This window comes from Acetobacter senegalensis (assembly GCF_001580995.1).
Taxonomy (GTDB): Bacteria; Pseudomonadota; Alphaproteobacteria; order Acetobacterales; family Acetobacteraceae; genus Acetobacter; species Acetobacter senegalensis.
The window spans coordinates 1-24,290 of sequence record NZ_LHZU01000099.1; the positions used below are offsets into that span (position 1 = coordinate 1).

The 24,290-nt window shown below is 48.2% G+C and carries 13 protein-coding genes and 1 pseudogene; 5 read left to right on the plus strand and 9 right to left on the minus strand.

Translation table 11 applies throughout. The features are described from left to right. Positions 1 to 72: 72 nt before the first annotated feature. Positions 73 to 1,188 carry an S-(hydroxymethyl)glutathione dehydrogenase/class III alcohol dehydrogenase gene (locus tag AD948_RS03110; protein ID WP_061470641.1) on the plus strand — a complete coding sequence of 372 codons (1,116 nt, stop codon included), beginning with the start codon at positions 73 to 75 and terminating at the stop codon, positions 1,186 to 1,188. A 567-nt stretch (positions 1,189 to 1,755) separates the two neighbouring features. Here AD948_RS03110 and AD948_RS18605 read toward each other — a convergent pair. After that, a pseudogene (locus AD948_RS18605) lies at positions 1,756 to 2,129 on the minus strand (IS5/IS1182 family transposase); the annotation flags it as partial. A gap of 345 nt (positions 2,130 to 2,474) precedes the next feature. Here AD948_RS18605 and AD948_RS03115 point away from each other — a divergent pair. From AD948_RS03115 to AD948_RS03130, 4 genes are all read left to right on the plus strand, one after another. Then, positions 2,475 to 4,862 (plus strand): Hint domain-containing protein, encoded by a 2,388-nt coding sequence (locus AD948_RS03115; RefSeq protein ID WP_061470643.1) that lies wholly within the window; start codon positions 2,475 to 2,477, stop codon positions 4,860 to 4,862. A gap of 91 nt (positions 4,863 to 4,953) precedes the next feature. After that, positions 4,954 to 6,405, plus strand: coding sequence for an AMP-binding protein (locus AD948_RS03120; RefSeq protein WP_061470645.1), 1,452 nt, complete (start codon positions 4,954 to 4,956; stop codon positions 6,403 to 6,405). A gap of 48 nt (positions 6,406 to 6,453) precedes the next feature. Then, the gene (locus AD948_RS03125; RefSeq protein WP_061470647.1) at positions 6,454 to 12,816 is read left to right on the plus strand and encodes a type I polyketide synthase; all 6,363 of its coding nucleotides are present in this window, start codon (positions 6,454 to 6,456) and stop codon (positions 12,814 to 12,816) included. Next, complete coding sequence (locus AD948_RS03130; protein ID WP_061470649.1) at positions 12,817 to 14,589, plus strand: AMP-binding protein; 1,773 nt, start codon at positions 12,817 to 12,819, stop codon at positions 14,587 to 14,589. Positions 14,590 to 14,874: 285 nt separating this feature from the next. Here the strand turns inward: AD948_RS03130 and AD948_RS03135 are convergent, their stop codons facing one another. From AD948_RS03135 to AD948_RS18360, 8 genes are all read right to left on the minus strand, one after another. After that, complete coding sequence (locus AD948_RS03135; protein ID WP_061470652.1) at positions 14,875 to 18,135, minus strand: efflux RND transporter permease subunit; 3,261 nt, start codon at positions 18,133 to 18,135, stop codon at positions 14,875 to 14,877. Between the two features lie 83 nt (positions 18,136 to 18,218). Further along, positions 18,219 to 18,734, minus strand: a complete 516-nt coding sequence (locus tag AD948_RS03140) for a Fur family transcriptional regulator (protein WP_061470654.1) — start codon at positions 18,732 to 18,734, stop codon at positions 18,219 to 18,221. A 31-nt stretch (positions 18,735 to 18,765) separates the two neighbouring features. Then, complete coding sequence (locus tag AD948_RS03145) at positions 18,766 to 19,614, minus strand: energy transducer TonB family protein (RefSeq protein ID WP_061470656.1); 849 nt, start codon at positions 19,612 to 19,614, stop codon at positions 18,766 to 18,768. Between the two features lie 14 nt (positions 19,615 to 19,628). Continuing rightward, positions 19,629 to 20,111 carry a TonB system transport protein ExbD gene (exbD, locus tag AD948_RS03150; RefSeq protein WP_061470658.1) on the minus strand — a complete coding sequence of 161 codons (483 nt, stop codon included), beginning with the start codon at positions 20,109 to 20,111 and terminating at the stop codon, positions 19,629 to 19,631. Between the two features lie 6 nt (positions 20,112 to 20,117). Next, complete coding sequence (gene exbB / locus AD948_RS03155) at positions 20,118 to 20,843, minus strand: tonB-system energizer ExbB (protein ID WP_082782277.1); 726 nt, start codon at positions 20,841 to 20,843, stop codon at positions 20,118 to 20,120. Between the two features lie 214 nt (positions 20,844 to 21,057). Continuing rightward, positions 21,058 to 22,296: a PepSY-associated TM helix domain-containing protein gene (locus AD948_RS03160; protein ID WP_061470660.1), complete on the minus strand. Its 1,239-nt coding sequence runs from the start codon at positions 22,294 to 22,296 to the stop codon at positions 21,058 to 21,060. A gap of 268 nt (positions 22,297 to 22,564) precedes the next feature. Continuing rightward, entirely contained in the window at positions 22,565 to 23,176 is a 612-nt protein-coding gene (locus AD948_RS18020; RefSeq protein WP_156478907.1) for a hypothetical protein, read from the minus strand. A 523-nt stretch (positions 23,177 to 23,699) separates the two neighbouring features. Then, on the minus strand, positions 23,700 to 24,290 hold a 591-nt coding region (locus AD948_RS18360; protein WP_169797379.1), incomplete at its 5' end, for a hypothetical protein.

Below are 24,290 nucleotides of genomic sequence, written 5' to 3' on the forward strand. Positions count from 1 at the left end.
GGAGATCTCTTCGAGATCGTTCCTCAGCTTACAGAAGAACTCAGATAATCCTTATATAGGGGAAGTAATATTATGGACGTAAGAGCCGCGGTTGCGTTTGAAGCAGGCAAGCCACTGGAGATTGAGACGGTTCAGCTTGAAGGCCCCAGGATTGGTGAGGTTCTGGTTGAAATCAAGGCGACTGGTTTATGCCATACTGACAAATATACACTGTCAGGAGCTGACCCAGAAGGTCTGTTCCCAGCCATTCTGGGGCATGAGGGCGCTGGCATTGTGCGCGAAGTTGGAGTGGGCGTTACTCACCTGAAACCGGGCGACCACGTTATTCCGCTCTACACGCCCGAATGTCGGGAATGTAAATCCTGCCTCTCGCGCAAGACCAATCTGTGCACATCCATCCGCGCAACACAGGGAAAAGGGCTGATGCCGGATGGTACATCGCGCTTTTCTTTCAAAGGGCAACCTATTCACCACTACATGGGTTGTTCAACTTTCGCGAATTATACAGTTCTACCCGAGATTGCCTTGGCCAAGATCCGGCCCGATGCTCCGTTCGACAAGGTCTGTTATATTGGGTGTGGTGTTACCACCGGTATTGGGGCTGTGTTGTTCACTGCGAAGGTCGAACCCGGTTCAACCGTCGTGGTGTTTGGCCTTGGTGGCATTGGCCTGAACGTCATTCAAGGGGCCAAAATGGTGGGGGCTGATCGGATTGTTGGGGTGGATATCAATCCTGATCGTGAAGCAATCGCCCGCAAATTTGGTATGACCGACTTTGTAAACCCAAAAGATCTTGGCCCGAATGGTGATGTTGTTGGTCATCTGATTGAACTGACAGATGGTGGCGCAGATTACACCTTTGAATGTGTGGGTAACCCGACTCTTATGCGTCAGGCATTGGAATGTGCCCATCGCGGCTGGGGCGTATCCACCATTATTGGTGTCGCGAGCGCGGGGCAGGAAATCAGCACGCGTCCGTTTCAGCTTGTTACGGGTCGTCGCTGGATCGGGTCTGCTTTTGGGGGCGCGCGAGGCCGAACGGATGTGCCAAAAATTGTAGACTGGTATATGGAAAACAAGATTAATATTGATGATCTGATTACCCACAAACTACCGCTTGAGCAGATTAACGAAGGGTTCGATATGATGGCGCGGGGCGAAAGCATTCGTACCGTGGTCGAATACTGATATATTGGTCGAAAGGCCAAAATGACGGTTTCGCTGTAACACCTTGTGGATGGTGGGAGTTTAGTGGCGCATTATTTTCACGTCAGTGGAAGCAAGCTCTACGTGATAGGTACGTCATGGTAGGTAACATCACCACTGTCTACGCCGTGTGAGCAGCACTTCAGCGCTCAAGAGCTTCGCTCTTGACGCTGAGGCTTTGGTTCCAGGGTAACCCGGACACGGTAGCGAAATGCCGTAAGCGCCTGACTGTCGAGAAGTAGATTACTGGTCACAAAAAGCCGCGTTCAATGGTCCACTCCAAGAGAGACGAAACGATGGCCGTGGCTTTTTTGGCAGCACCCTTTACTATTGCTGGATAATTGTCTTTACCCACTGCAGGTTACGATCCCGCATCTGACACTTTCAGCGCGGTATCGTTGTTTTCATAGACACGGAAGAGCGTTCGAAAAACTATTGATTGATGTACTTGCTGACCGATTTTGTTGGCAATGGGCGACGACTGATAGTTCTGTTCGATGTTGTCTGTTCTGCCTTATGAGCAGAGAATGTTCATGATTTTCCGGATTGCTATGTTGCAGCGTTGATCCTCCTGAGGAAGAGGCGGCAGCGCATGTTGAAGTTGGCCCGCCCAATCCCCACGGTGGCACGCGTGAACCCGACAAAACGGATGACCACCATCTGTGACGTTTAACCTGCAAAAGACATGCCCGATACGCGAATAGATGCGGACTTGCCAGCGTTGGGGGCCAGGATATGTTGGGGCATAGGCTTGGAGTGTGGCTTTTTGCGGTGAATCTTGAGAACGAAGCCATGCCTTTCCTTTCCATAAAGGCCTCATGAGCCTTTGAACGATATGCCGTGTCTGTCCAGACAAGTGACGCAGCATTCCTTTTGTTCAGTAGCCCCTTCCGTAGCCTGCTACCGTCATTGGCGACGGTGTCGCCGGGGTTGCCTCTTTTGGACCCTCCATATGCAGAATAAGTTGCAATCCAGTTATACATAAAATAATCAGAATGCTTATCGCAATAAACAATAAAAATGTGCTTGAAGGCCATGTTTAAAACTATAATTACAGGGAAAATTGTCGCACAACCTGGAAATTAATAAATAAAAACTAATAATTAAGGATTTGTTTACTAAAAAATATTTTGATTAAGCTGAGGTTTTTGCTATTTGCACGATTACAGTAATGTTTGTTCGTTTGCTGCAAACTGATGGGTTTTCTGGCTGAGGGACTCAGTCAGCGTCCGTTGTGTCAAACGATCGGTTGCGAGCGAGGTATTGTAATGGCAACGGACGATCAAAGTGACCTGCTTTTTAGCAGTTATGTTTCGGGTTATGTAAATTATAGTCGTAGTTACGGCGCTCTTGCGAATGGTGCCACTGCGTCTGGCACAGCAAATGGGAACAATGCCGCGCTGAACGTTCTGTCTGGCGGTGGTACGGTTTCAGGAGCAACAGCAAACAATCTGGGTGTCCTTCTTACCTCTGGAACCCTGAATGCTGCGTCCATTCAGTCGGGTGGTGCTGCCGTTGCAGCCGCCAATGGTACTATCAGTGGTGCGACAGTCGCATCCGGCGGCAGTATGATTGTGACCCAGACCGGCACAATCACAGATCCCACAGTGCAGGGTGGTGGTGTGGTTGCTGCTGGTGCCTTCACTGCCAAAGGACAGTCATTTCCTGCCGGTGGTGTTATTTCAGGCGGAACATTTGACGTAGGGGCCACGGAAATGGTCAGCGCTGCGTCCGCATATGGTGGTCACTTTAATGGCACTCAGCTTCTTCTGAACGGGGCTACTGCGAGCGGCGGTCTTTTCGAGGCCGGTGGTCAACAGATTATTGGTGGCTACTATCTCTCGTCAGTCGATAGCACGGGGGGAACGACAACCAAAGTTTCCAATGTTTCCGGAACGGAAAGCGGCTGGACAGCAAATACTGCAGTTGCTTCGGGTGCGAGTATTCAAAATGGCGGAACCGCCTACGTTCTGCACGGCGGCACAGCAGTAAGTGGCACTGTGGGAAGCGGCGGGAAAGAAATTGTTGAATCTGGTGGTAGGACACTCTCGCTTACCGTAAGCGGCGGCACAGAAATTATAGAAAGTGGTGGTGTTGCTTCTGGCAGTATTGTCATGTCAGGCGGCACAGTAGCTGTAAGCAGCGGTGGTACGACATCAAATACCACTCTCGGCGCTGATGGTGTAGAGGTGGTTAGCAGTGGCGGCACGGCCTATGCGACTACTATTTCAAATGGCGGTACGCTCAGCGCAACCAGTGGTGGTATTTTGACCGGCACAACGACGGTTTCAGGTGGCGGAACTCTTGTATTGGGTGGAGCCAACGGGAATTCTACTGTTAACCTTGCCGGAACCAGCTTCGATCAGCCAGCTAGCGTTGTTATCTCTGCTGGAACTACCAATATTAGCGAGACCTTCACGGGATGGAGTGACGGGGATCAGATTGTCTTCAAGGGGCTGACAGGCACGGCATCTTCGATATCTTTCTCTGATGCGAACCACATTACATTTACGCTGGGTGGCCAGACATTCACATTGAATATTGTCGGAGTGAGAGACAAATTTAAATTTATAGATGAAAATGGAACCACAATTCTTGAAACGTGCTTCCTTACGGGAACCTTGGTGCGCATGCTAAGCGGATATGTTCCAGTAGAGGCTATCCGGCCCGGTGATGCCATTATGGTACGCGTAGACAATACATTTGTGTCTCGTGAAGTGAAATGGGTGGGGAAAAGCAAAGCTGTGGTCCGCTCAACAGCTGCTTACCCGGATGACGCAGGTTATCCTGTGCGGATCATGAAAAATGCTCTGGCAGACGGTGTGCCCTTCAAAGACATGCTTGTTACACCAGAACACTGTCTCTTTATTGATGGTGCCTTTATTCCGGCACGTATGTTGGTGAATGGCAGAAATATCAGCTATGATACACGTTATGCTGTTTATGATTACTACCATGTTGAGACAGAGCAGCACGCAGTTATTGAAGCGGACGGTGTGCTGACAGAAACATATCTTGATACAGGTAACCGGAAGAGCTTTGACTGTCTGTCAGACAGCGATGTTGTTAAAGGCTATTTCGAGGTATCGAAGGACTGGGTGCGCGATGCTGCGGCTCCGTTAGTAACCAGCCGTGATCATGTTGAGCCCATATATCGGGCCATCGAAAGCCGCAATGAAGTTTGCCTGTCTGATGGAGAAGTAAGGGATAGTCAGGTTGCTTGGTCTCATGATCCAAATCTGCACCTTGAAACAGCAGCAGGCGCTGTTATCCGGCCAGTGAAACAGAATGGGAAAAATATTTCCTTCATGTTGCCGCCTGGCCTTCAAAAAGTGTTCATCGTCTCCAGAACGGCACGGCCGGTAGACGCTATAGGTTCTTTTGTTGATGATCGACGCGAACTCGGTGTCCTGATTGGCAACATAGGGTTGATGGGCGGTCGGAATAATTGCTCTCTTCATGCACATCTGGAACCGCAAGATATCCCAGGTTGGGCATCTTACGAAGCTGACACTGCCCGATGGACCTCTGGTAGAGCGGAAGTTGATCTGTCGAGCTTCCCTGTTGACGGATTTAGAATGTTGAATGTTGAAGTTGTTTCTACATTTTCCTATCGTGAGAAAGCGGCGGAACAGAAGAATAGCCGAAGCGCCTAACATCTAGATGCCAATGCGTCTCCTGTAGCTATAATTTGGCTGCAGGAGATGTTTTGCATTTAGACTACGATTTTAAAAGGTAAGAGACCATATGATTGAGACGCTCCTTCTTCAGCTACGAGATGCGAGGAAACATAGTGTAGCCTTTGAAAGCGCGTCCCGATCATGGAGTTTTGGTGGTTTTTTGGCAGATGTCAGAAAAGCTGCGCACGCATTAGAAAGTTTAAGAGATTCTGGCTGTTCTACTGTTGGAATTAAATGCAAAAATTACTACCAGCATTGGGTTCTTATTTTTGCTTTAGAAAGACTGGGTCTTGCCTCGGCATCTTTCCAAAATGACTTTGGACCCTCCTTTCAGACATATCTTAACGTTATCAAGCCAGACTTTTTTTTGAGCGATGAGCCGCTGATTACCGATCTAAAGCATTACGTTGTTGATGATGCGTGGTTTAAACAGGTTCTTAACCAAGAAAACAATAATTCTGTAAGCTATGAATCCCGTGATTTCTGTCGTATCGGGGTGGCTGCCGGAACGGGTTCTGAACCTCAGAAAATTGGCTTAAGACGCTCGGATATAGAGCGAAACATCAGTCAAATTATCAACTCAGATATATTGTCTCTTTCTGAAAAAGCCAGAAGAGAACATTTTAATGTTCTTTGCTGTATCGGAATTGATATTCTTGCTGGTTATCAGATCGTATTGTCTGCGCTGGCTGCGGGCTGCTGTATCAAAATTTTTGATCCAGTTCAGATTAGTCTTATTATCGCTCGTCATGAACCGACTGCTATTGTGGTATCTCCACTACACCTTGAGTATGTCATAAATTCGATTTCTCCTCTTTCTATAGCTCAAGATAATCTTGAAATTATCGTAGTCGGCGGACGTCTTCCAGAAGAATTAGAAAAGAAGACAAGAGAAAAATTGAGTAAAAAAATATATACTCTATACGGAACAGAAGAGGCGGGAATAATTTCAGTAAAAAAACTCGACCATCATTCTGAACATAAAAATGCAGGGGTTATAGTGCCATGGATGGATGTTCAGATTGTTGATGGCCAGAATGTTGCTTTGCCTGTCCAAACAGAAGGTAGGGTAAGGGTAAGAGGTAATACTGTCATTGATGGCTATATTGGAAACGTAGAAAATAAAAATAGCCAATTTCAAGAAGGATGGTTTTATCCAGGAGATTTAGGATTTATTACGAACAAAAAAGAAATATTTATTACCGGAAGAATAGATGAACTAGTTACGTTCGGGGGAGACAAATTCGATCTGAGAATACTAGATAGAATATGCAAAAATTTTGATAATATCGAAGATGGCTGTGTTTTTTCTGTTCCGGATGAAAATGGTATATTAATGCCATGGGTTGCGATTATCTGCCATACAGAAATAGATGGTTCCGCTCTTTCTCGTAGAATGCATGAACGATATCAAAACCTGCCACCGATTACACTAATCTGGGTTGATCGAATTCCTTATCGGGATGACGGTAGTCCCAATCGGCAATTTCTAACCCAAGGCATTATGAATAGTCGTTAGTATCAAAACTCAAAAATATATTAGTTCTTTGTGAAATCGAGGTATGAAGTGAAAAAAAAGCAAGAATTTGCAATTATCGGCGCAGGTCTTCGTTTTCCAAAGAACATAAACGATCTTGATACATTCTGGGAATTCTTGAAAAATGGTGAAGATGCGAGTAATGAAATTCCATCCGATCGATGGAGTATAAATCGCTTTTACAATCCAGAGTATGAAGCACCGGGTAAAACATATATGCGGCGAGGATCATTCCTTACCCAAAAATTGGGATATTTTGATCCACAAATTTTTGGTATTTCTCCTCGTGAAGCGATCCTGATGGATCCACAGCAAAGGCTTTTGCTTGAAACAACGTGGGAAGCATTGGAGAATGCTTTTATTATTCCAAGTAATTTAAATGGTTCAAAAACCGGAGTATTTATAGGTTCATTTTCCTTGGATTGGCTGGTTAATAGTGGAAGTCCTTTAAACAGAAACGCAATCAAAGACCATTTTTCTACCACAGCAGCATCAGCTACAATGATTTCTGCGCGGCTTTCGCATGTCTTCGGATTGTGCGGACCTTGCCTTACGATAGATACGGCGTGTTCGTCCTCCCTGGTTGCAATTCATAATGCCTGCGTTAGCTTGAGCACTGGCGAGAGTGATATGGTGATTGCAGGTGGCGTTAATTTTATGATTAACCCACAAGCCGCAATGCCTATGTCACGCGGGCACTTTCTTGCGCAAGATGGTCGTTCGAAAAGTTTTTCAGCAGATGCCGATGGGTATGGACGCGGGGAGGGCGCCGCTGTTCTCGTCATAAAGAGACTGGAAGATGCTCTGGAAGCAGCAGATTCTGTTTTGGGTGTGATCTGTAGCAGCGGTGTTAATCATGATGGCCGTGCCACTGCGATTACGGTTCCAAACGGGGCTGCACAGGAAGCCTTGATTAAGGACGTTGTTTCCAGAGGCGCTTTAGCACCGGCACAACTGGATTATGTTGAAGCACATGGAACGGGTACGCCTGTGGGCGATCCTATAGAAACAGCGGCTATTGGGCGTGCTATCGGTCTGAGTAAATCAAAACAAAACCCACTCATTGTTGCCTCCGTAAAAGCGAATATTGGGCATTTGGAAGCTGCCGCTGGTGTTGCCGGCGTTCTTAAGGCAATACTTTGTTTACAAAATAGAGAAATTCCAATTCAAGCTAATCTTGAGAAAATAAATCCTAATATAGATATAGAAAAATGGAATATTCGCATACCTCAGAAAGAAAGTATAAAATTTTCTCCAAGAAAAGAGGTCATCTATGCGGGGATTAATTCGTTTGGTTATGGTGGAACAAATGCCATGGTGGTTATGCGTTCCCTTGACGTAAAAGAGGCCGATTCACAAGAAAAGCCTTATACTGAAAAAAAACCATTAGATTGTTACTTTCTACCTGTTTCGTCTGCCGGTGTGGCAGGTCTTGCGATTACAGCATCTACCTATTTAAGGTTTCTTAAAGATAAGCCTTCCATTGACATCAGAGATATAAGCTATTCTTTAGGTGCGTATAGATCATGGTTCCAGAATAGAGCTATTGTGTTGGCGTCTACGAGGAATGAATTGCTAGAGCGCCTTGCTTTTTTACGAGACGGTAAATCTGACCCAAACGTGATAATAGGGAAAAATTCTGTCACGTGTAATAGCGGTCCTGTAATGGTTTTTTCCGGAATGGGTTCCCAGTGGCCGGGAATGGGGAAGTGTATTCTTGAACATATTTCTCCTGATATACAAAATATTGCAGAGGAATTCGATAGGGATTTTTATGCTCATGCAGGATGGTCAATTTTAGAATTTTTTAGAAATGAAGACACGCAGGAAAACTCAATTCATAAAACAGAGATTGCTCAGCCAGCAATTTGTCTAATTGAAATTATCATTTTTAAAACATTGGAAAAATGGGGCATTACGCCAGCTGCTATTATTGGGCATAGTGTTGGGGAGGTTGCCGCAGCATATTGTTCTGGTGCATTAGATCTTAAAGATACCGTAAAAGTTATTTATATTCGTAGCCAACTGCAAGCTCGTCTTTCTGGTAAAGGCACTATGTTGGCGGTAGGAGAAGAACGCGGTAAACTTGAAGAATTTATTATAAAAGGAAAATTTTCAGTTTCTATCGCTGCAATAAATAGCAGTAAGTCATGTACTTTATCGGGTGTGCTCGAAGATTTAGAAAAAATTGAAACTCATTACAATACCCACAATAAGTTTGCGCGTTTTTTGAATGTAGAAGTACCTTACCATAGTGTTCTTATGGAAGAGATACAAGCAGATATGTTATCTGCATTGTCTGATATTAAGCCATCTGAACCCAAAATACCGCTTTATTCAACAGTTAGTGGAATGAAGTGGCAGTCTAATGCCCGTCATGATGCATCTTACTGGTATAATAATTCACGAGCACCAGTAGAATTTTTCAAAGCAGTAACGACGGTTCTGGACGATGTTCAAAGTCAAGTATTCTTGGAGATAGGTGCACATCCGGTTTTACTTTCTTCAATTAAAGAGATTACCTCTAAATCCGAATTAGAAATACAAACGGTTCATTCTCTTCGTCGCAATGAAACTAGTCAGGAATGGATATCTCCATGCTTGGCCCGTCTGGCCGTTGCAGGATGCAAACTTGACTGGCAATTGATTTCTGGAGGCCGACGCGTCGCTGTTCCTACATATTCATGGAATAGAGAATATTTTTGGTCTGAATGCAAAGAAGCCGCAGATGACAGGCTGGACCCTATAGTTCATCCACTTCTTGGTCTACCGGTATCTTCCTCTGTACCTTCATGGCGCGCCATGATAAATCAAAATTATTTGCCGTGGCTGCCAGACCATTGCATCGAGAATAATATTGTTTTGCCAGCTTCAGCTTACATTGAAGCTGCGTTGGCAGTACATGATCAGCTACATGGACAGAACAGTGCTATATTGCAGAATTTTGAGATTCATAATCCCTTGTTAATAGGGGAAAAAGATAATTATGAAATGGAATGGCAGTATGACCCGGATAAAAAGATACTCAAGGGCTGCAGTGCTAATCAGATAGCAGAGGAAGAAAACTCACTTTGGAGAAAACACGTTAGTGTAGAGGTTATGTCCTCTACACCGTGGGAAATATCAGAAAATAGAAAAACTAATCAAAACGAAATAAAAGAATTTGATGGTAAGTTTTTTTATGAAAAGCTCTCAACAAATGGGCTCCAATATGGAAAGAAATTTCAAGTTGTAAAAAATATATGGACTATAGAAAATAGCGTTGGCGCTCAACTTTCTTTAGATTTTGAGACGAGATCTGAAGTTGAAAACTATAATATTCATCCAGCATTGCTTGATGGAGCTTTCCAGGTTATTGCCGCAGCCGTTTTTGATAACAATCCTGATAATGAGCAGGCATTCGTACCTGTCAGAGCTGAACGCATTATTTATTATGGTCTTCAATGTTCAGATTTAAATGTTTTTGTCGAATTAAAAAGTATATCCGACAAAAAACTTATTGCTGATTTAAAGATCTATAATGAAAACAAAGACCCAGTTCTTTGTATAGACAAAATGATTTTCAACGCTGTGCCACGACTAACGAAAAAAAAGCAGTTTGAAAGTCTTCTTTATAAAACAAATTGGCAAAGTAGCGAAAAGCTACCTCTTCTTATTGATCCTGTGAACGTTCTTCTTATAGGGCAGGAACAAAGAACGAAACTATTGGAAAACATTTTAGAACAAAATTTGGTTAATGTTGACTCTATAAATTTAGATATAAATTCGGGAAAAAAAATCTACCAAAAATTTTTTAAAGATCGGATTATTAACGAGTATAAGGCTATTGTTTTTCTATGCCCTCTTGCTGAACATATTGACGTATTCGGCGGGTTGGCAGAGCTACTGGGTTGTGTGCAGGCTTTGCCACAAATATCCTCTGATAATTTGATAACGCGTTTATGCATTGTAACATCAGGCGGTGTAACAACAGGATTATCTGAGTCAACGTGTTCTAGACTAGATCAAGCAGCATATCGTGGGTTTGCGCGCGGCGTAGAATTGGAACGGCCAGATTTACGCGTTAAAATTATCGATCTGGGCATGGAGCACAATGACGATACATTTTCGTCTTTGAGTGCAGAGTTACTCAATTCTGATTGGGAGGACGACGTCGCATTACATTGTGGTGAACGCCTTCTTGCGAGAGTTTCGTCTGCTTCTTTGGAGAACAAGAACAGAAAATCTGTAAACTTGCATGGGCGGAACGATCTTTCATCCGTGTTGACGGTCTCCATTACAGGTTCTCTTGAAAAGCTTTATTACGAAACCTCTTCAGCAAGGAAGCCTAATAGAGGCGAGGTTGCATGTCAGGTTCTCGCCGCAGCACTCAATTTTAAAGATGTGCTCAAAGCAATGAATTTATTGCCGGAAAGCATTGTGGAGAGGACATTTTATGGAAACTCTCTTGGGATGGAAGCGGTTGTCCGCATCACAGATATAGGTATGGGTGTCGAGCAGTTTGTAGTAGGAAAAGACTATATTGTGGCAGTACCGGATTGCTTCGCCACGTCCTTTACCGTTGATGCAGACACTTTGTTCGCAATAGAAAAACCAGAAGGTCTTTCAGCTCTTGATGCGGCTACTCTGCCGGTTGCCTTCCTTACCGCATGGTACGCATTTTCGCATCTTGCCCGGCTTCAGCCTTTTGAAAGTGTTTTAATACATTCAGCAACGGGTGGTGTTGGGCTGGCTGCAATTCAGGTCGCGAAATTACTGGGCGCACGTATATTTGCAACAGCCGGGACAGAAGAAAAAAGGGCGTATCTAAGATCTATAGGTTGTGAGCATGTGTGGTCGTCGCGCACACTTGAGTTTGCAGAGGGTATACGCTACATCACGGGTGGAAAAGGCGTTGACGTTGTTCTTAACTCTCTTGCTGGGGAGGCTCAGGCCGCAAGCCTCGATAGTGTTGCACCATTAGGTCGCTTTATTGAGATCGGAAAAAAAGATATTATTGAAAATTCGTCTCTTTCAATGAAAATTTTCAATGAAAATATCTCATTCTTCTCGGTTGATCTTGACCGTTTATTACTAGAAAAACCACAGGTTATCCGTGATATTCTCCGCACTATGGAAGATATGGTCGAAAAGGGAAGGCTTCAGGCATTACCGACTACCGTTTATCCAGCCAGAGAAACTGTAGACGCCTTCCGTTTCCTTTCTAGCGCTAAGCACATAGGAAAAGTGGTTATCGACTATACAGACCTTGTTGGCCTACAAGGTGTGGAGAAGGTGGTCGCTAAACCTGAAATTGATCCCACAGGTGCCTATCTTATTAGCGGTGGTTTTGGCGGTTTAGGGCTGGAAACAGCGGAATGGTTGTTGCGATCGGGTGCAAAGACAATTGTTTTAACTGGCCGTAAAGCTTCGGGCAATGAAGTTGTTAATAACAGAATTGAAGCATGGCGCAAAAATGGAAATAGAATAGAAGAGCGATATTTTGATATAACTCATGAAAAATCGCTTCAAGATTGTATTGAATATTTCGGAAAAGTCTTGCCCCCTTTGAAGGGCGTTTTCCATTGTGCTTCTATATTTGACGATGCATTGATTGAAAATATTACAGCAGAACGATTGCGCATGGGGTTGGGTGCAAAAGCAGAGGGTGCACGGTTATTGGATGCGCTTACAAAAAGTATCCCATTAGATTTTTTTGTCCTTTTCTCATCTGTAACTACTCTTACAGGGAATATAGGGCAGAGTGCTTATATTGCCGCAAATGAAGTATTGAATCAAATTTGTGAAAATAGACGCAAACAGAATCTTGCAGCGTTGTCTTTAAACTTGGGCCCCATTGCCAATGTTGGTATTCTTTCGCGGAATCAAGTGGCTGCTGATGCGCTTCGAACTGCGGGGATGAACCTCTTGGATATTGATTATATTCTGCATTTTCTACCTGATTTGATACAACAAGGATGCGCTCAAATTACAGTTGCAGATATTGATTGGGAGCAATGGTTTCGTGTTGTTCCTTTGGTATCAGATCTATCACGTTTCACGGCGATGCATCATCTGATTGATAATTTGGAATCTACCAGTGAAACAATGGTGGCCCTTTTGGGGTTGCCGGAAGAAGATAGGTTGGAATTCCTTATAGAGCGTCTTAAGTCTATTATAGCAAAAACTTTACATCTACAGGATGACGCAGTTGATAATAATGCAAAGTTGTCTGAGCTTGGTTTAGACTCTCTTGCCGGTGTAGAACTTCAAACTGGAATCAGAATTGAGTTTGGAATAGAGGTTTCAGCTATGATGTTTTCCAAAGATGACAGCATTCGCAGTTTGGCTAGGAAGTTTTATACTCAGATACAAACAAAAATTCTAACTCTCACTCACGAGAAATCTGTATAAATGGACAGAGAATTTAATGTTGTTTTAGGGCCTGGCGGGCAGAATATTGTTGACTGGCAAAAAGGCTCTTTAGCGGAGCTTGCGTGTTTTCGTGCAGCCACTAACCCCAATCTAGAGATTTTAACCTTTCTAGGAGATGGCTGTAACGAAACAGCGCACTTAACTGCCCAAGAACTTGATACAAAAGCGGGGAACCTTGCAAGCTGGCTAATAAAATTTTTGAGGCCACAACAGAGAGTCGTTCTATTATTTGAAAATAGCCCTGAGTATCTTCTTGGTTTGTTTGGATGTGCTTATGCTGGCGTGACACCAGTTTCCGGGGTTTATCCAACAGATTTTGGAAGCAAGCAGCGTTTCTGTCATATTGTTAAAGATAGTAATGCTGTGGCTGTTATTGGAGAGAAGAAAACCTTGGCCTCTTTCCAGAAAGAATGCCAATTAGAAAATTTGAATATATTATGGATACCGGTAGAGTTATCAGAAAAACATAATAAATATTCTTATTTTCCGGTAAAAAATTCAGATGAGGCTTTAATACAATATACATCTGGTTCTACAAATATTCCGAAGGGTGTCATTCTGACAAGCCGGAACATTCTTTTTAATCTTACGCAGCAAGGTATTAAACTAGGCTATACTCAAGGGGATGTGGGTGTCAGTTGGCTTCCTTTATCGCACGACATGGGACTAATGGGAGCCGCATTAATGGCAATAGCGGCCGGTGGGCAATGTGTTTTGTTACCGCCAGAAAAATTTTTGCAGACTCCTACAAATTGGCTTCGCGCAATAAGTAAATATAAGGCAACACTTTCTGGTGCCCCTGGGTTTGCCTATGATATGTGCGTTAATTTTGAAGATAATTTGCTCGAAAGTGTTGATTTATCCAAATGGGAGCAAGCATTTGTTGGATCAGAGTCGATCAGTTTTGAAACAATTCAAAAATTTTCGTCAAAATTCTCAAAATATGGATTTAAGGATAACGCATTTTGTCCCTGTTATGGCCTAGCCGAAGCCACTCTTCTGGTGTCTTGTAAGGCTAGAAAACAGAATGTGTCTTTAGCAAAATTCTCACGTGCATTTCTTACTGAGAGTGTAGTGGCGCCCCCTTTATCTATAGGCGATGAGCGTATTTTGGTCTCGTGTGGCGAAGTGATTGATGAGACACATGTACTGATAATAACAAACGAAACTGATTTTTCTCTTGCGGCTGAAAATGAGGAAGGCCTGCTTTATGTTTCTGGACCAGGAGTATCAGAAGGGTATTGTGGGTACGGAAACCAAAATATAATGAAATTACAACATAATGAACTTAATTATTTATATACAGGAGACAAAGGTTTTTTTTCTGATAAAACTCTTTTTCTGACAGGAAGAAAAAATAACGAAGTTATTATTAACGGTTTTAAAATTGATCCAGAAGATTTTGTTTTTTCTGTTGCACAAAAAATAACGGGTATATCGCAAAATAATTGTACTGTTTTCCTAAGAAATAACATTCCGACATTTGTCTGTAGTATTTTTAATTATAATAATGGTGAAGAAAAATTATTATCTTATCAAGTTCAAAAAATATTTGAAGAGAAATTTAAAATTAAAGAAGCAGAAATATGGTTTGTGAATCAGGCATCTTTTAGTAAAACGCCAAGCGGAAAAATCAATATTGAAAGCACGAAGCATAATCTTTTTCATAATGAAAGTTTAATTTTAAAAAAGATAAAAATCGAAAAGAAACAAAATTTTATTGTATTCAATAAAGAGATATATTTGGCATAAATATTTCTCTATTTTTATAAGGCTAGATCGATGGTAAATGATTAAGAAAACTTCCCATTTGATGTCTCAGTAAATTGCTTCCTGTGTGAAAGGGCAATTATTGATTGAGCTTCCCTGGTAAGAGAAAGCGGCGGATATTGTAGTTTCTATTGAGTAGGAGGAAGCTACTAAATCCTCTTTTTTATAGTCAAACGAAAATCATGAGTTATATACATTTCAAAATATTGAAATTCATAATAGAAATTTTCGAACCCTCTACGTGCGCTGCATCCACGGCGTTATGTTTTACAACTTCGTTTGAAGCTTCATTCGAGAGCTAAACTTCTGCCATACTTTAGTTGATTGTATCTTTTGTTCTGCATTGGAAACCAAGACGTAGAGGGCCGGTGTGGTAATCATGGTCTGCAGTTGACTGACAATCAGTCCACCAACCAGAGCCAGACCGAGTGGTTGACGCAGTTCAGCGCCGTACCCGATCATGATGATCAGAGGAACAGCGCCTAATGCTGCAGCGCAGGTGGTCATGACGATCGGTCTGAGCCTCAGAAGCGAAGCCTCTCGGATGGCCGCTGACGAGGGCACACCGCGTTCATTTTCTGCAAGGACCGCAAAATCTACCAATAAAATAGCGTTTTTTAGGGATATTCCGGTCAGCAGAAGCATGGCGACCGTTGCCATTCCCGAGAACGGCAACTGGAACACATCAAGGGCGATAATCGCTCCGATGCTGGCAGAAGGGATTGTGGAGAGAATGGTCAGTGGATGAAATACGTTTTCATAGAGCATACCGAGTGTCAGATAGACGGTAATGATGGCTCCAAGAATGAGCAATTCGCTATTACGGGTGCTTTGGCCGGTATCTCCTTCATCACTTACCAGTTGTCCGGTTATTGTGTCGGGGAAGTTTAGTTTACGCTCCTCAGTTTTAATGATGTCTTCTGCCTGTGAAAGGCTCACACTGGGAGCAAGTTCCAAGGCGATCGAAGCAGAGCTGGCATATCCGATATGCGTCACACTGGCCGGGTCGCGTGTCGGGGCGAGCTTTGTCACGATTGAGAGCGGAACCAGGGATTCAGCGCCTGTGGCAACGGCAGATCCTGTTGATGTATTCGCTCCACCTGCAAGGGAGTTTGCAATCTGGTTTCTGAACGCCGACGCGGTTGATGACGTGCCTGAGGACGATGTACTGGACAGAACCATGCGGATCGTATTGGACGCCGAACTGCCGGATGCAGAGCCACCCGAAGGACTGACCCAGAACTGCTCTAATAACGCCGGGTCGTGAAGAAACTGATCTTCAAGGGTCATCACGACGTTGTATTGGCCGTGCGTCGTATAAACGACTGATGCCGTAATTTGGCCGAAGGCATCAGCGAGGGCCGTCCCGATGACCTGTGGCGTTACTCCGACACGCGCAGCCACATCCCGGTTGATGGAGGCCGTGATGCTGTCCCCTGCAGGATCTGAATCCTCGTCAACATCGATAAACTCGCGGTGGTGCTGCAGGGCATGTGCCAAACGCTTGGCGGCAGGGCCGGGCAGGCGGTCGTCGTCACTTCGTAAGACATAACTGATCCCGCTGCTGCTCGAGCCGACACGCATCATGAGATTGCCTGGTGATTGAGCGTGATATTCACCATGTTGCTCATGCTTCATCGCGTTCGCTGCTCGTCGGGCAATTACTGATCCTGGGTCACGGCCAGTTGCCATATCCTGGAGTGTTGCAAAGACCATACCGTGGCTTCCGCCCTCTGACGTATCGAGATATGCGACAACGTGAGCGACACCGGGGTCTTCAAGAAGAACGCGGCTGAAGCGTTGGATACGGGCTTTTGTGTCCGCAAGGGTACTGTTGGCGGCACGGGAGCCGCCTGAGACGATGCCGATATCCTGCCTTGGGAAAACAATCTTGGGCATACGGCTGAACAGGATGATGCCTGCCAGCAGGGTAAGGGGCAGGAGAAGAACAGTTTTTCCGGGATGTCTCAGCACAAGATCCAGAACACGGGTGTAGAGTGTGATTTCACGTGCTTCCGATGCAGGTTGTCTGCTCGACTGCGGGGCTCTGATCTGCCTGATACAGAGTGCGGTCAGGCAGGGTGTTGCTATGCACGACAGAACAAGGGAGACACAGACGGCGATACTGACCGTCCCTGCAAACTCCCTGAAGAGCCGCCCGGTCAGCCCGGGTGCAGCGCCAAGTGGCAGGAAGATTGCGAGGACCGAGACGGTAATTGAGATCAGGGTGAAGACGACTTCGCTGGCTCCGGCGACGGCAGCGTCTTCTGCACTGAGTCCATTTTCGTGATACCGCATGATGTTTTCGATCACGACGATCGCGTCGTCGACCACAAGACCAGTGACAACTGTCAGTGCCATGAGAGACAGATTGTCAAAACCAAAGCCAGCAAGATGCATGGGTCCAAGGCTTGCGATCAGGCAACATGGAACGATGATGGCGGCAGCTATGGAAGCGGTAACAGAGCGTAGAAAAACCCAGACAACAGCCAGCGCCAACACGCAGGAGAGGAGCAGCGTTGTGAGGGTATGATGGAGAGAAGACCTGATCACAGCGGAGCCGTCGCGTGCGACAGAGATTTCTGCGCTGGGAGGCAGGAGTGCCTGCAAGCTCGGGAGGCGTGCTTTTACAGCATCCACTATGCCGACGAGGTTGGCGCCCGGCTGGGCACGCACCATCAGTGTGAGTGCAGGCTGTCCGTCGAAAAAGGCAGCTGCATTGACGTCCTGCATACTGTCCGTGACGGTGGCGAGATCGCTCAGACGGATGGGAAAGCCGTTTTTGTATGCAATGACCAGATCGCGATATTGCGCCGCATGGGTTGCCTGATCGTTCACGGCCAGCTGGTAGCGCTGACCTCCCATATCAATGACCCCTTTCGGGCTATGGGCGTTCGCTGAGGCAAGAGCGGCTCTTAAATCTTCGAAACCAAGGCCATAGTGGAAAAAAGCCAGTGGGTTCATGGAAACCCTTACGGCGGGTGCCGAACTTCCCATCAGGGTGACATCGCCAACCCCTGGTGTCTGCAGCAGCATGGGGCGCAATGTCGTGTTGATCAGATCATACAGGTGGGGCAGGGACATCTGTCCAGGTGTCACGGCAAGTATCAGAACTGGCGTCGCGTTGGGGTTGGCTCGGTGATAGCTCGGATCTGAGCCGGGCGTGGTCGGGAGGTCATGGCGAGCGGCACGGATGGCCGCCTGGACATCACGTGCAGCACCATTCAGATCACGCCCGACCTCAAACCCCAGAGAGATTGATGTCTCGCCCTTTGTCGATGTGGATTCCATCTGCGTCACACCGGCAATCGTTCCGAGATGGCGTTCCAGTGGGGCAGCTACCGTGCGGGCCATCACTTCCGGCGATCCACCCGCGTTAGAGGCAGAAACGGAGATGACGGGCAGATCCACATCCGGAAGATCCGACACAGGCAGATGGGGGAGCGCGAGCAGGCCGGAAAGAAGTGCAGCGACCGTCAGAAGAATGGTGGCAACCGGTCGCTTCACGAAGAAAGCGATGAATTTCAAAGGCAATATCCAGCCCTAGCGGGCGCGTTCCTATCGGATGAAGAAGCGGAAGAGCGAGATTCTGGAATGAAGCGAAATATCCTTCAGTAGCTGTCGGATCTGTGGGCTAAAGAGGGGGTGACCGTAATGGATGCAGCCTGGACGGCCATGCCGTGGTTTGCGGCAACCCTGCGCAACACGGTGGCGACTTCCGGGGCATCAAGCGCGACCCTGCGCCCTGTTCCGGCCTCTACAAAAATGATGGAAACCTCGGCTTTTGGCTCCGGTGTCACATGGTAATGCCAGAGACGGTCGGGTGAGACGTCACGCCGCAAAATGCCGCGTTCAACCAGAAGGTTCAGGTTCCTCTGAATCGACCCTTGAGCCGGTGCGGATCCGTCAATCATGGACATGAGGGTTTTCCAGATTTCAACGGCGGTGGCACCTGAGCCTGCTTCAAGAATTCCATGGAGGAGCACATACCGAAGATCGGTCATTTTCACCCCGGCCTGGGTGCAGCGCGTTGCAAGCCGCTGGACAGCGGTGTGGCTCGCTGCCATGCCGGGACGGATCTGCTCCGGACTGGGTGAAGAACGGCGGTATTCGGAAAAAGCAAGCATAATTTAGGTCCTTTTATGAACCAGCGTAAGATTAGTTCTGATGAATGTAGAATTCGACCGGAACGGTCAGAGTAATCGGATCTCCTTCAACACTGTCCGGCGGAATAGGGAGTGGTTGGGCCCGCTTGGGGAGCGCAACTGCTTCCTGATCAAGGAGAGGATGACCGGAACTGTTGGCAAGCGTGACGGACAGCACGTGTCCTTTACGGTCCATCGAGAATGTCACCGTTGGTACGCCTTCCTGATGATCAGCCATCGCGTCTGAAGGGTAGCGCTTGAATTTTTCAAGCTGAGCCAACAATGCGCCCTGCCACGTTACTGGGTCATGGGAGGCTTTTGATGACGATGCTCCCGGTGCGGGCGCCGCCTGTGCAGGTGCCGGGGGAGCTTCGGAAGACGGGGGCGCCGTGGTGGCTTCGGCCGGTGGTGTCTTGTCGGGAACCGGTTTCTTGAGCAAAGGCACCGGCTTATGTTTTTTGACGATCTTCCGTGGCTTTTCCATTTTTGGCAGCGGGACCGGAGGATTGGGGGCAGGAGAGGGGGGCGCCGTTATTTTGGGCGGGTCAATCGGGGAGGTGTCGGGCACCGAAAGCGTCTGTTTCGGTCCGACTGGAGCGTCTGTTGGCGGCGTGGGTGTTGAAACCGGTTCCGGCGCCATGTCTATGGCGATTGCTGCAGGAGGTGGTTCCGGTACAGGAACGGGGGGGGGCGGAAGACGCATCACCCACCAGATCGCCCCGCCGGAGACGGCGAGAACAGCCAGAAAGGAAAACCCCCAGCGCAGGACTTCATCACGCCGTAAATGCCGGAGTTGATTACGGTGCCAGTCTGTAAACGAGGAGGGACTCAGGTCCTCAGTATGTGAACTGGCGTTTTGCATCTGTCCTGTCGCGTTCACGGTGCGGAACCCGAGGGAGATACGTCATGAGCAGGCACGTTCGAACTGCTGGCTTCGCTGCCTTCTTCTTGACCTTGCAGGTTGACCAGAGCGACCTTGAGGTACCCAGTGGAGCGAAGCTTGTCCATCACGCCCATCAATGTGCCATAGTCAACTGTCTTGTCAGCGCGCAGGAAGATGCGTTCATCCTTGTTGCCCTTTGTTGCGGCTTCGAGCGCTGCTGTAAGCCCATCCATCGTGATGTCGTCTTCGCCGAGGGCCAGGCCGTGATCTGCCTTGACTGTGAGAAACACGGGATCATCGGGCCGGGGTGTTGGCTTTTCACTGGAAGAGGGCAGATCGACGGGTACATTGACGGTGGTCAGCGGGGCAGTAACCATGAAGATCACGAGGAGGACCAGCATCACGTCAATGAATGGCGTAACATTGATCTCGCTGGCTTCATGAGGGCTTTCGTCAGTATGACGGATGCGGATCATGATCTCTTACTCCCCGGCAACACGCGACGTCCCGAGACGCACGACGTGTCCACTTGCCGTGAGGGCCTGCATCCGTCCCAGATCGCGTGAGACAAGGCGCATGACCAGAGCCGTGAGGTCTGCAACCTGGGCGCGGCACGAGGCGGTCTGACGCGCTAGATGATTGTAAATCACAACGGCCGGGATGGCGGCGACCAGACCAAGTGCTGTCGCGAGCAAAGCTTCAGCGATGCCCGGAGCGACCACCGCAAGGCTGGTGGCCTTGCTGGCGGCGATACCGGTGAAAGACGTCATGATGCCCCAGACCGTACCGAACAGACCGATAAAGGGTGATGTTGCACCGATGGTCGCCAGCAGGCCCGTGCCGCGCATGAGACGCCGTCCTTCTGCCGCTTCCAGACGCTCAAGGTGGAGCACGATCCGTTCTTTGAGCCCATCATTGTCGTCAGGAATATCCTGGGATCGTTTGCGTTCGGTCTCGGCCGCCATAACAAGTGTGTGGGCAATGCTGTTCTCGCGGGTTCCTTCTTCTCCCAGATCAAGGGTGTTGGCCTGTTCGAGCGTCTGTTCCGCTTTACGCAATTTGGTGCGGACGCGCAGCAGTTCGACCGATTTTGCGATGAAGATCGTCCATGTCAGCAGACTGGCGACCGCCAGCAGCGTCATGACGAAACGTACGACAGGACCGGCGTTGAGGAACATATCCCAGGGAGAGAAGGAAATTGGGGTCATGACTGACCTCCTTTTGTATACGGCGTGCGGCTCCATGCTCTGCAGAGGCAGATGACCGTCACGATGGGGGGCAGGGAAAGAGCGATCCACGAGAGCGCAAGCCAGACGCCATGTTGACCCAGCAATGCTGAGAAAAGACCGAAAACGGTGAGTGCACCGATTGCTATTGGCCATGACCACACGGCGACGGATGACGGTTTAGGAGGGGCGGCGGTCACGGCAGATCCCTCGCGAGAACGTGGCCGGTTTCGGTCTCATTCAGGTCATAGCCCATCGCCCGCAAGCGGACATCTGCGCTGATTTTCCGCTTGGCCGCCCAGAGAACCACGCCGCTGATCAGCACACCGATAACGATGATATCGAGTGCCGCCCAGAGGATACGAAGCGGCATCCCACCATAATCTCCAAAATGCAGGGGGCGTGAGATTTCGAGGAACCGCAGGTACCACGGCATCGGATAGGCTCCGGTCAACTCGCCCGTGCGGGCGTCGACCAGAACAGGTGTGAAGAGGCGGGCGCGCAGAGGGGATGCACCATGGGTCCACAAGACGTAATGGACCGGACTGCCGAACGAGGAGCCCGGAAAGGAAAGCCCGGTGACTTCATTCCCGGGGGCTGCCTTTGCCGCAGTGTCAAAGGCAGCCTGAACAGACGAGAGGTGCTCCTGCGACACCACCGGTAGTGCTGCATAGGGCTTGAGGATCTGCCGTACGTCGGTGACACGCCACAGGCCAAACAGGGGTGTCTGGAGTTCATTGACCAGTCCGGTGAAACCCACCGCAGTTGCCCAGACCAGTGTAGCTACGCCCAGAAGGTTGTGTAGATCCAGCCATGTCAGGCGGCGCGCACGGTCACGTCGGACCGAGCCGAAGGGCAGCCGCTTCATGAAGCGGCCATACAGCACGGTGCCGGAAACGAGGGAGGCAACGAAAAGTCCCCCCATCAGTCCCAGAAACAGGCTGCCACTCAGACCTGCGAACAGGCTTGTATGGAGCTGATTGCAGATACCCATGATAATGCCTGTCCAGGTACGTGGCTCTTTGGGTGTGTTGGCGGGGCGCGACTGCTCAATTACTCTGGCCGTGCGTGCGTCAAACTTGATCCAATGACCCGAGTTTCTGTCAGGATAATTCTCGTCATCCTTGAGCGTCTGCCAGGATGGCGCCATTGAAATTAAAACGGCGGGCTCATCGTCATCTGGATTGACGCTGGTGATAATCTGGCCCGGATAGAGTGCCCGCGCCTTTTCAACGATGACATCCAGACTGACATTCGGTGTGCCTGGCGGCAGAACCTCGCAGGGCGGGTCGTCATCACCCACAAACGTGTCCCATATCTGCTCGGAGAACAGCAAAGGAAGGCCGGTGACGCACACGATCAGAAGAAAAAGTGTGCAAATGAGGCTCGTCCATTTATGGACGACAAACCAGCGGCGTAATGCGTGTGTCGTCATGAGGATCAGGCAGAAAAAAACGAAACAAGGGGCGGATGTTCAGGTAATTCACAAATAGATTGATCAAAAAAATGAATGGTATCAGTCATGTTCTCGCCCCTGTTTTCCTGAACCCCATCCTGATGTGGTGACGTCCGCGGCGATGGGCCTCCTAGGAGAGACGGGATCGCCATAGAGAAAAGACGAAAATAGATCGGTTTTCTTACCCTACGATCATGAATTCGTGATATTTATGCCACGCAAAGCTCGATGGGGCTGGATCTCGGAGCTACGTACAACGATATTCAGCTGTGTGTCCGCCATCGCCGATCGGCGCTTCTGAAGGGCGTCTCCAGAAAGGCGATGCTGAAGAGATCCGTCTCATCCAGAAACGACATCTGGCACATATCTTGAAACTCCCGCGAAAGCCGCCGTTGCAGATAGCTTCGGTCGAAGCAGCGCGAAGTGAAGCCATCCGGTGCTGAAAATGCGGTGTAATCGCCCGGCCGTATGTCCGTACGTAGAGCAGTATGACGCGCTGCGTAAATGCTTTGCTGAACACCAATCGCTCGCGATGTGCACTCGAACTGGGAGATGACCACGTTAATTCCATTGCGCAGCAGCATGACAGCGAGGTCGAGGCCATTCGGAGCACGTTAGCAGGGAAAAAGACCAGGATTTTTTCCTTGTCGAGAGCTTCCCTTACTTCGGACGAGTTCGCACGAAACAGCGCGAACAGCTGCGCAGTGCTGCGTCTTTCCAGAAAAGCGTGGCTTACACAGTATTTCTGGAGGATCTGCCGGTTAGAGGTGTCAGGCATCGCTCCCTGTGGCTCTGTATCACTGATTTCGTAACACAGATATTTCATGCCGGTGAGCCGCGCGCAGGCGATCAGTTGCATTGTGCCAACGCATGCCTCGATTAGCAGTGTATAATGCCAGCGCCGGAGGGGGCCGCGCAAATGGTCTGCTCAACCGCAAAATAGAAGTTTAAATGCGACAGGTTCTGGCGTGCGTCCACATCGAGGAAGAAAGAAACTGTCATAGTCTTCGGGATTTGAGCATGAAAAATGTTTTCTAAATATATTTGTCAGGACGCGCCATCGGGGGATGGCAAAATCCAGTGCTTCCCCATCCTCGCGACAGCACTCTTAGTTGTCAGGTTGTGAGACGTCATTGGGGAAAACCGGCGGGTGCGTCGCCAAAATTGCCACTTGCCGATCAGAGCCTGTGCGAGCCGAGGTCGCTCTCGCCAACGGAACGCAAGGCTCCCATCATAACGTGCAGCACACACAGCCCAGTAAATGGCTTCCCGAACTTGGTTTCAACTACATACAATAAGTCGTGCATAGCGGGGAATCAGTCATAGCGACAACAGGGATCCGCGTGGTCTGTTCAGGCACACCTTTGCAGCGATCGATCGCTTCAGGAAACCTGCTGGCAGCGGCCAGCCCGCGGACACGGTGCCATAGCCCCGGTGGCAACCGTCATTGCAGCCTCCTTGAGGTTATAGCCACACTGCGAGGCGACGAGCCGCAGGAGGCTGGTCAATTCGGGTTCATTACACAGCGTCTTGCGGCCGGTGTTCGCATCTACAAATGTCAGGAGTGGGACGGGTTCGTCGTCTTCCGCATGTTCGACGTCTTGGGGAAGGGTGTAATGAAATATCCGGTCTTCTTTTACGATCCGCTCGACAATGCCATGTGTGGCAAGAGAGTTCAGTGCACGTTGGACCGACGCAATCCCCGGTGTGTGATGCTGTCCCAACATCTTGTCCAGAGTTCTCTGCAGTGTGACGGCAGTTGGGCCTGTCTCGGAATGGAGCACAAGAAGACGCACCCCAGCGACACTCAGTCCTGCAGACTTGCATCTCTGTTTCAGATCATTGAACTGCCGGAGGTCGACCGTGAATTCCGGAAGAATAGCGTCCGGTCCAGGGGGAGAGCGACGGCGATCAGGATAGAATGGCATGACGTGGAGGGATCGAAGAACCGTTAATTGGTTCTTTTTTTGCGT

What these genes read in the sequence shown, in the direction of transcription:
- AD948_RS03130 (WP_061470649.1), top strand. Translation starts at nt 12,817, where the DNA reads ATGGACAGAGAATTTAATGTTGTTTTAGGGCCTGGCGGGCAGAATATT.
- AD948_RS03145 (WP_061470656.1), bottom strand. Translation starts at nt 19,614, where the DNA reads ATGCAAAACGCCAGTTCACATACTGAGGACCTGAGTCCCTCCTCGTTT.
- AD948_RS03140 (WP_061470654.1), bottom strand. Translation starts at nt 18,734, where the DNA reads ATGCTTGCTTTTTCCGAATACCGCCGTTCTTCACCCAGTCCGGAGCAG.
- AD948_RS03120 (WP_061470645.1), top strand. Translation starts at nt 4,954, where the DNA reads ATGATTGAGACGCTCCTTCTTCAGCTACGAGATGCGAGGAAACATAGT.
- AD948_RS03110 (WP_061470641.1), top strand. Translation starts at nt 73, where the DNA reads ATGGACGTAAGAGCCGCGGTTGCGTTTGAAGCAGGCAAGCCACTGGAG.
- exbD (WP_061470658.1), bottom strand. Translation starts at nt 20,111, where the DNA reads ATGATCCGCATCCGTCATACTGACGAAAGCCCTCATGAAGCCAGCGAG.
- exbB (WP_082782277.1), bottom strand. Translation starts at nt 20,843, where the DNA reads ATGACCCCAATTTCCTTCTCTCCCTGGGATATGTTCCTCAACGCCGGT.
- AD948_RS03160 (WP_061470660.1), bottom strand. Translation starts at nt 22,296, where the DNA reads ATGACGACACACGCATTACGCCGCTGGTTTGTCGTCCATAAATGGACG.
- AD948_RS18020 (WP_156478907.1), bottom strand. Translation starts at nt 23,176, where the DNA reads ATGCAACTGATCGCCTGCGCGCGGCTCACCGGCATGAAATATCTGTGT.
- AD948_RS03115 (WP_061470643.1), top strand. Translation starts at nt 2,475, where the DNA reads ATGGCAACGGACGATCAAAGTGACCTGCTTTTTAGCAGTTATGTTTCG.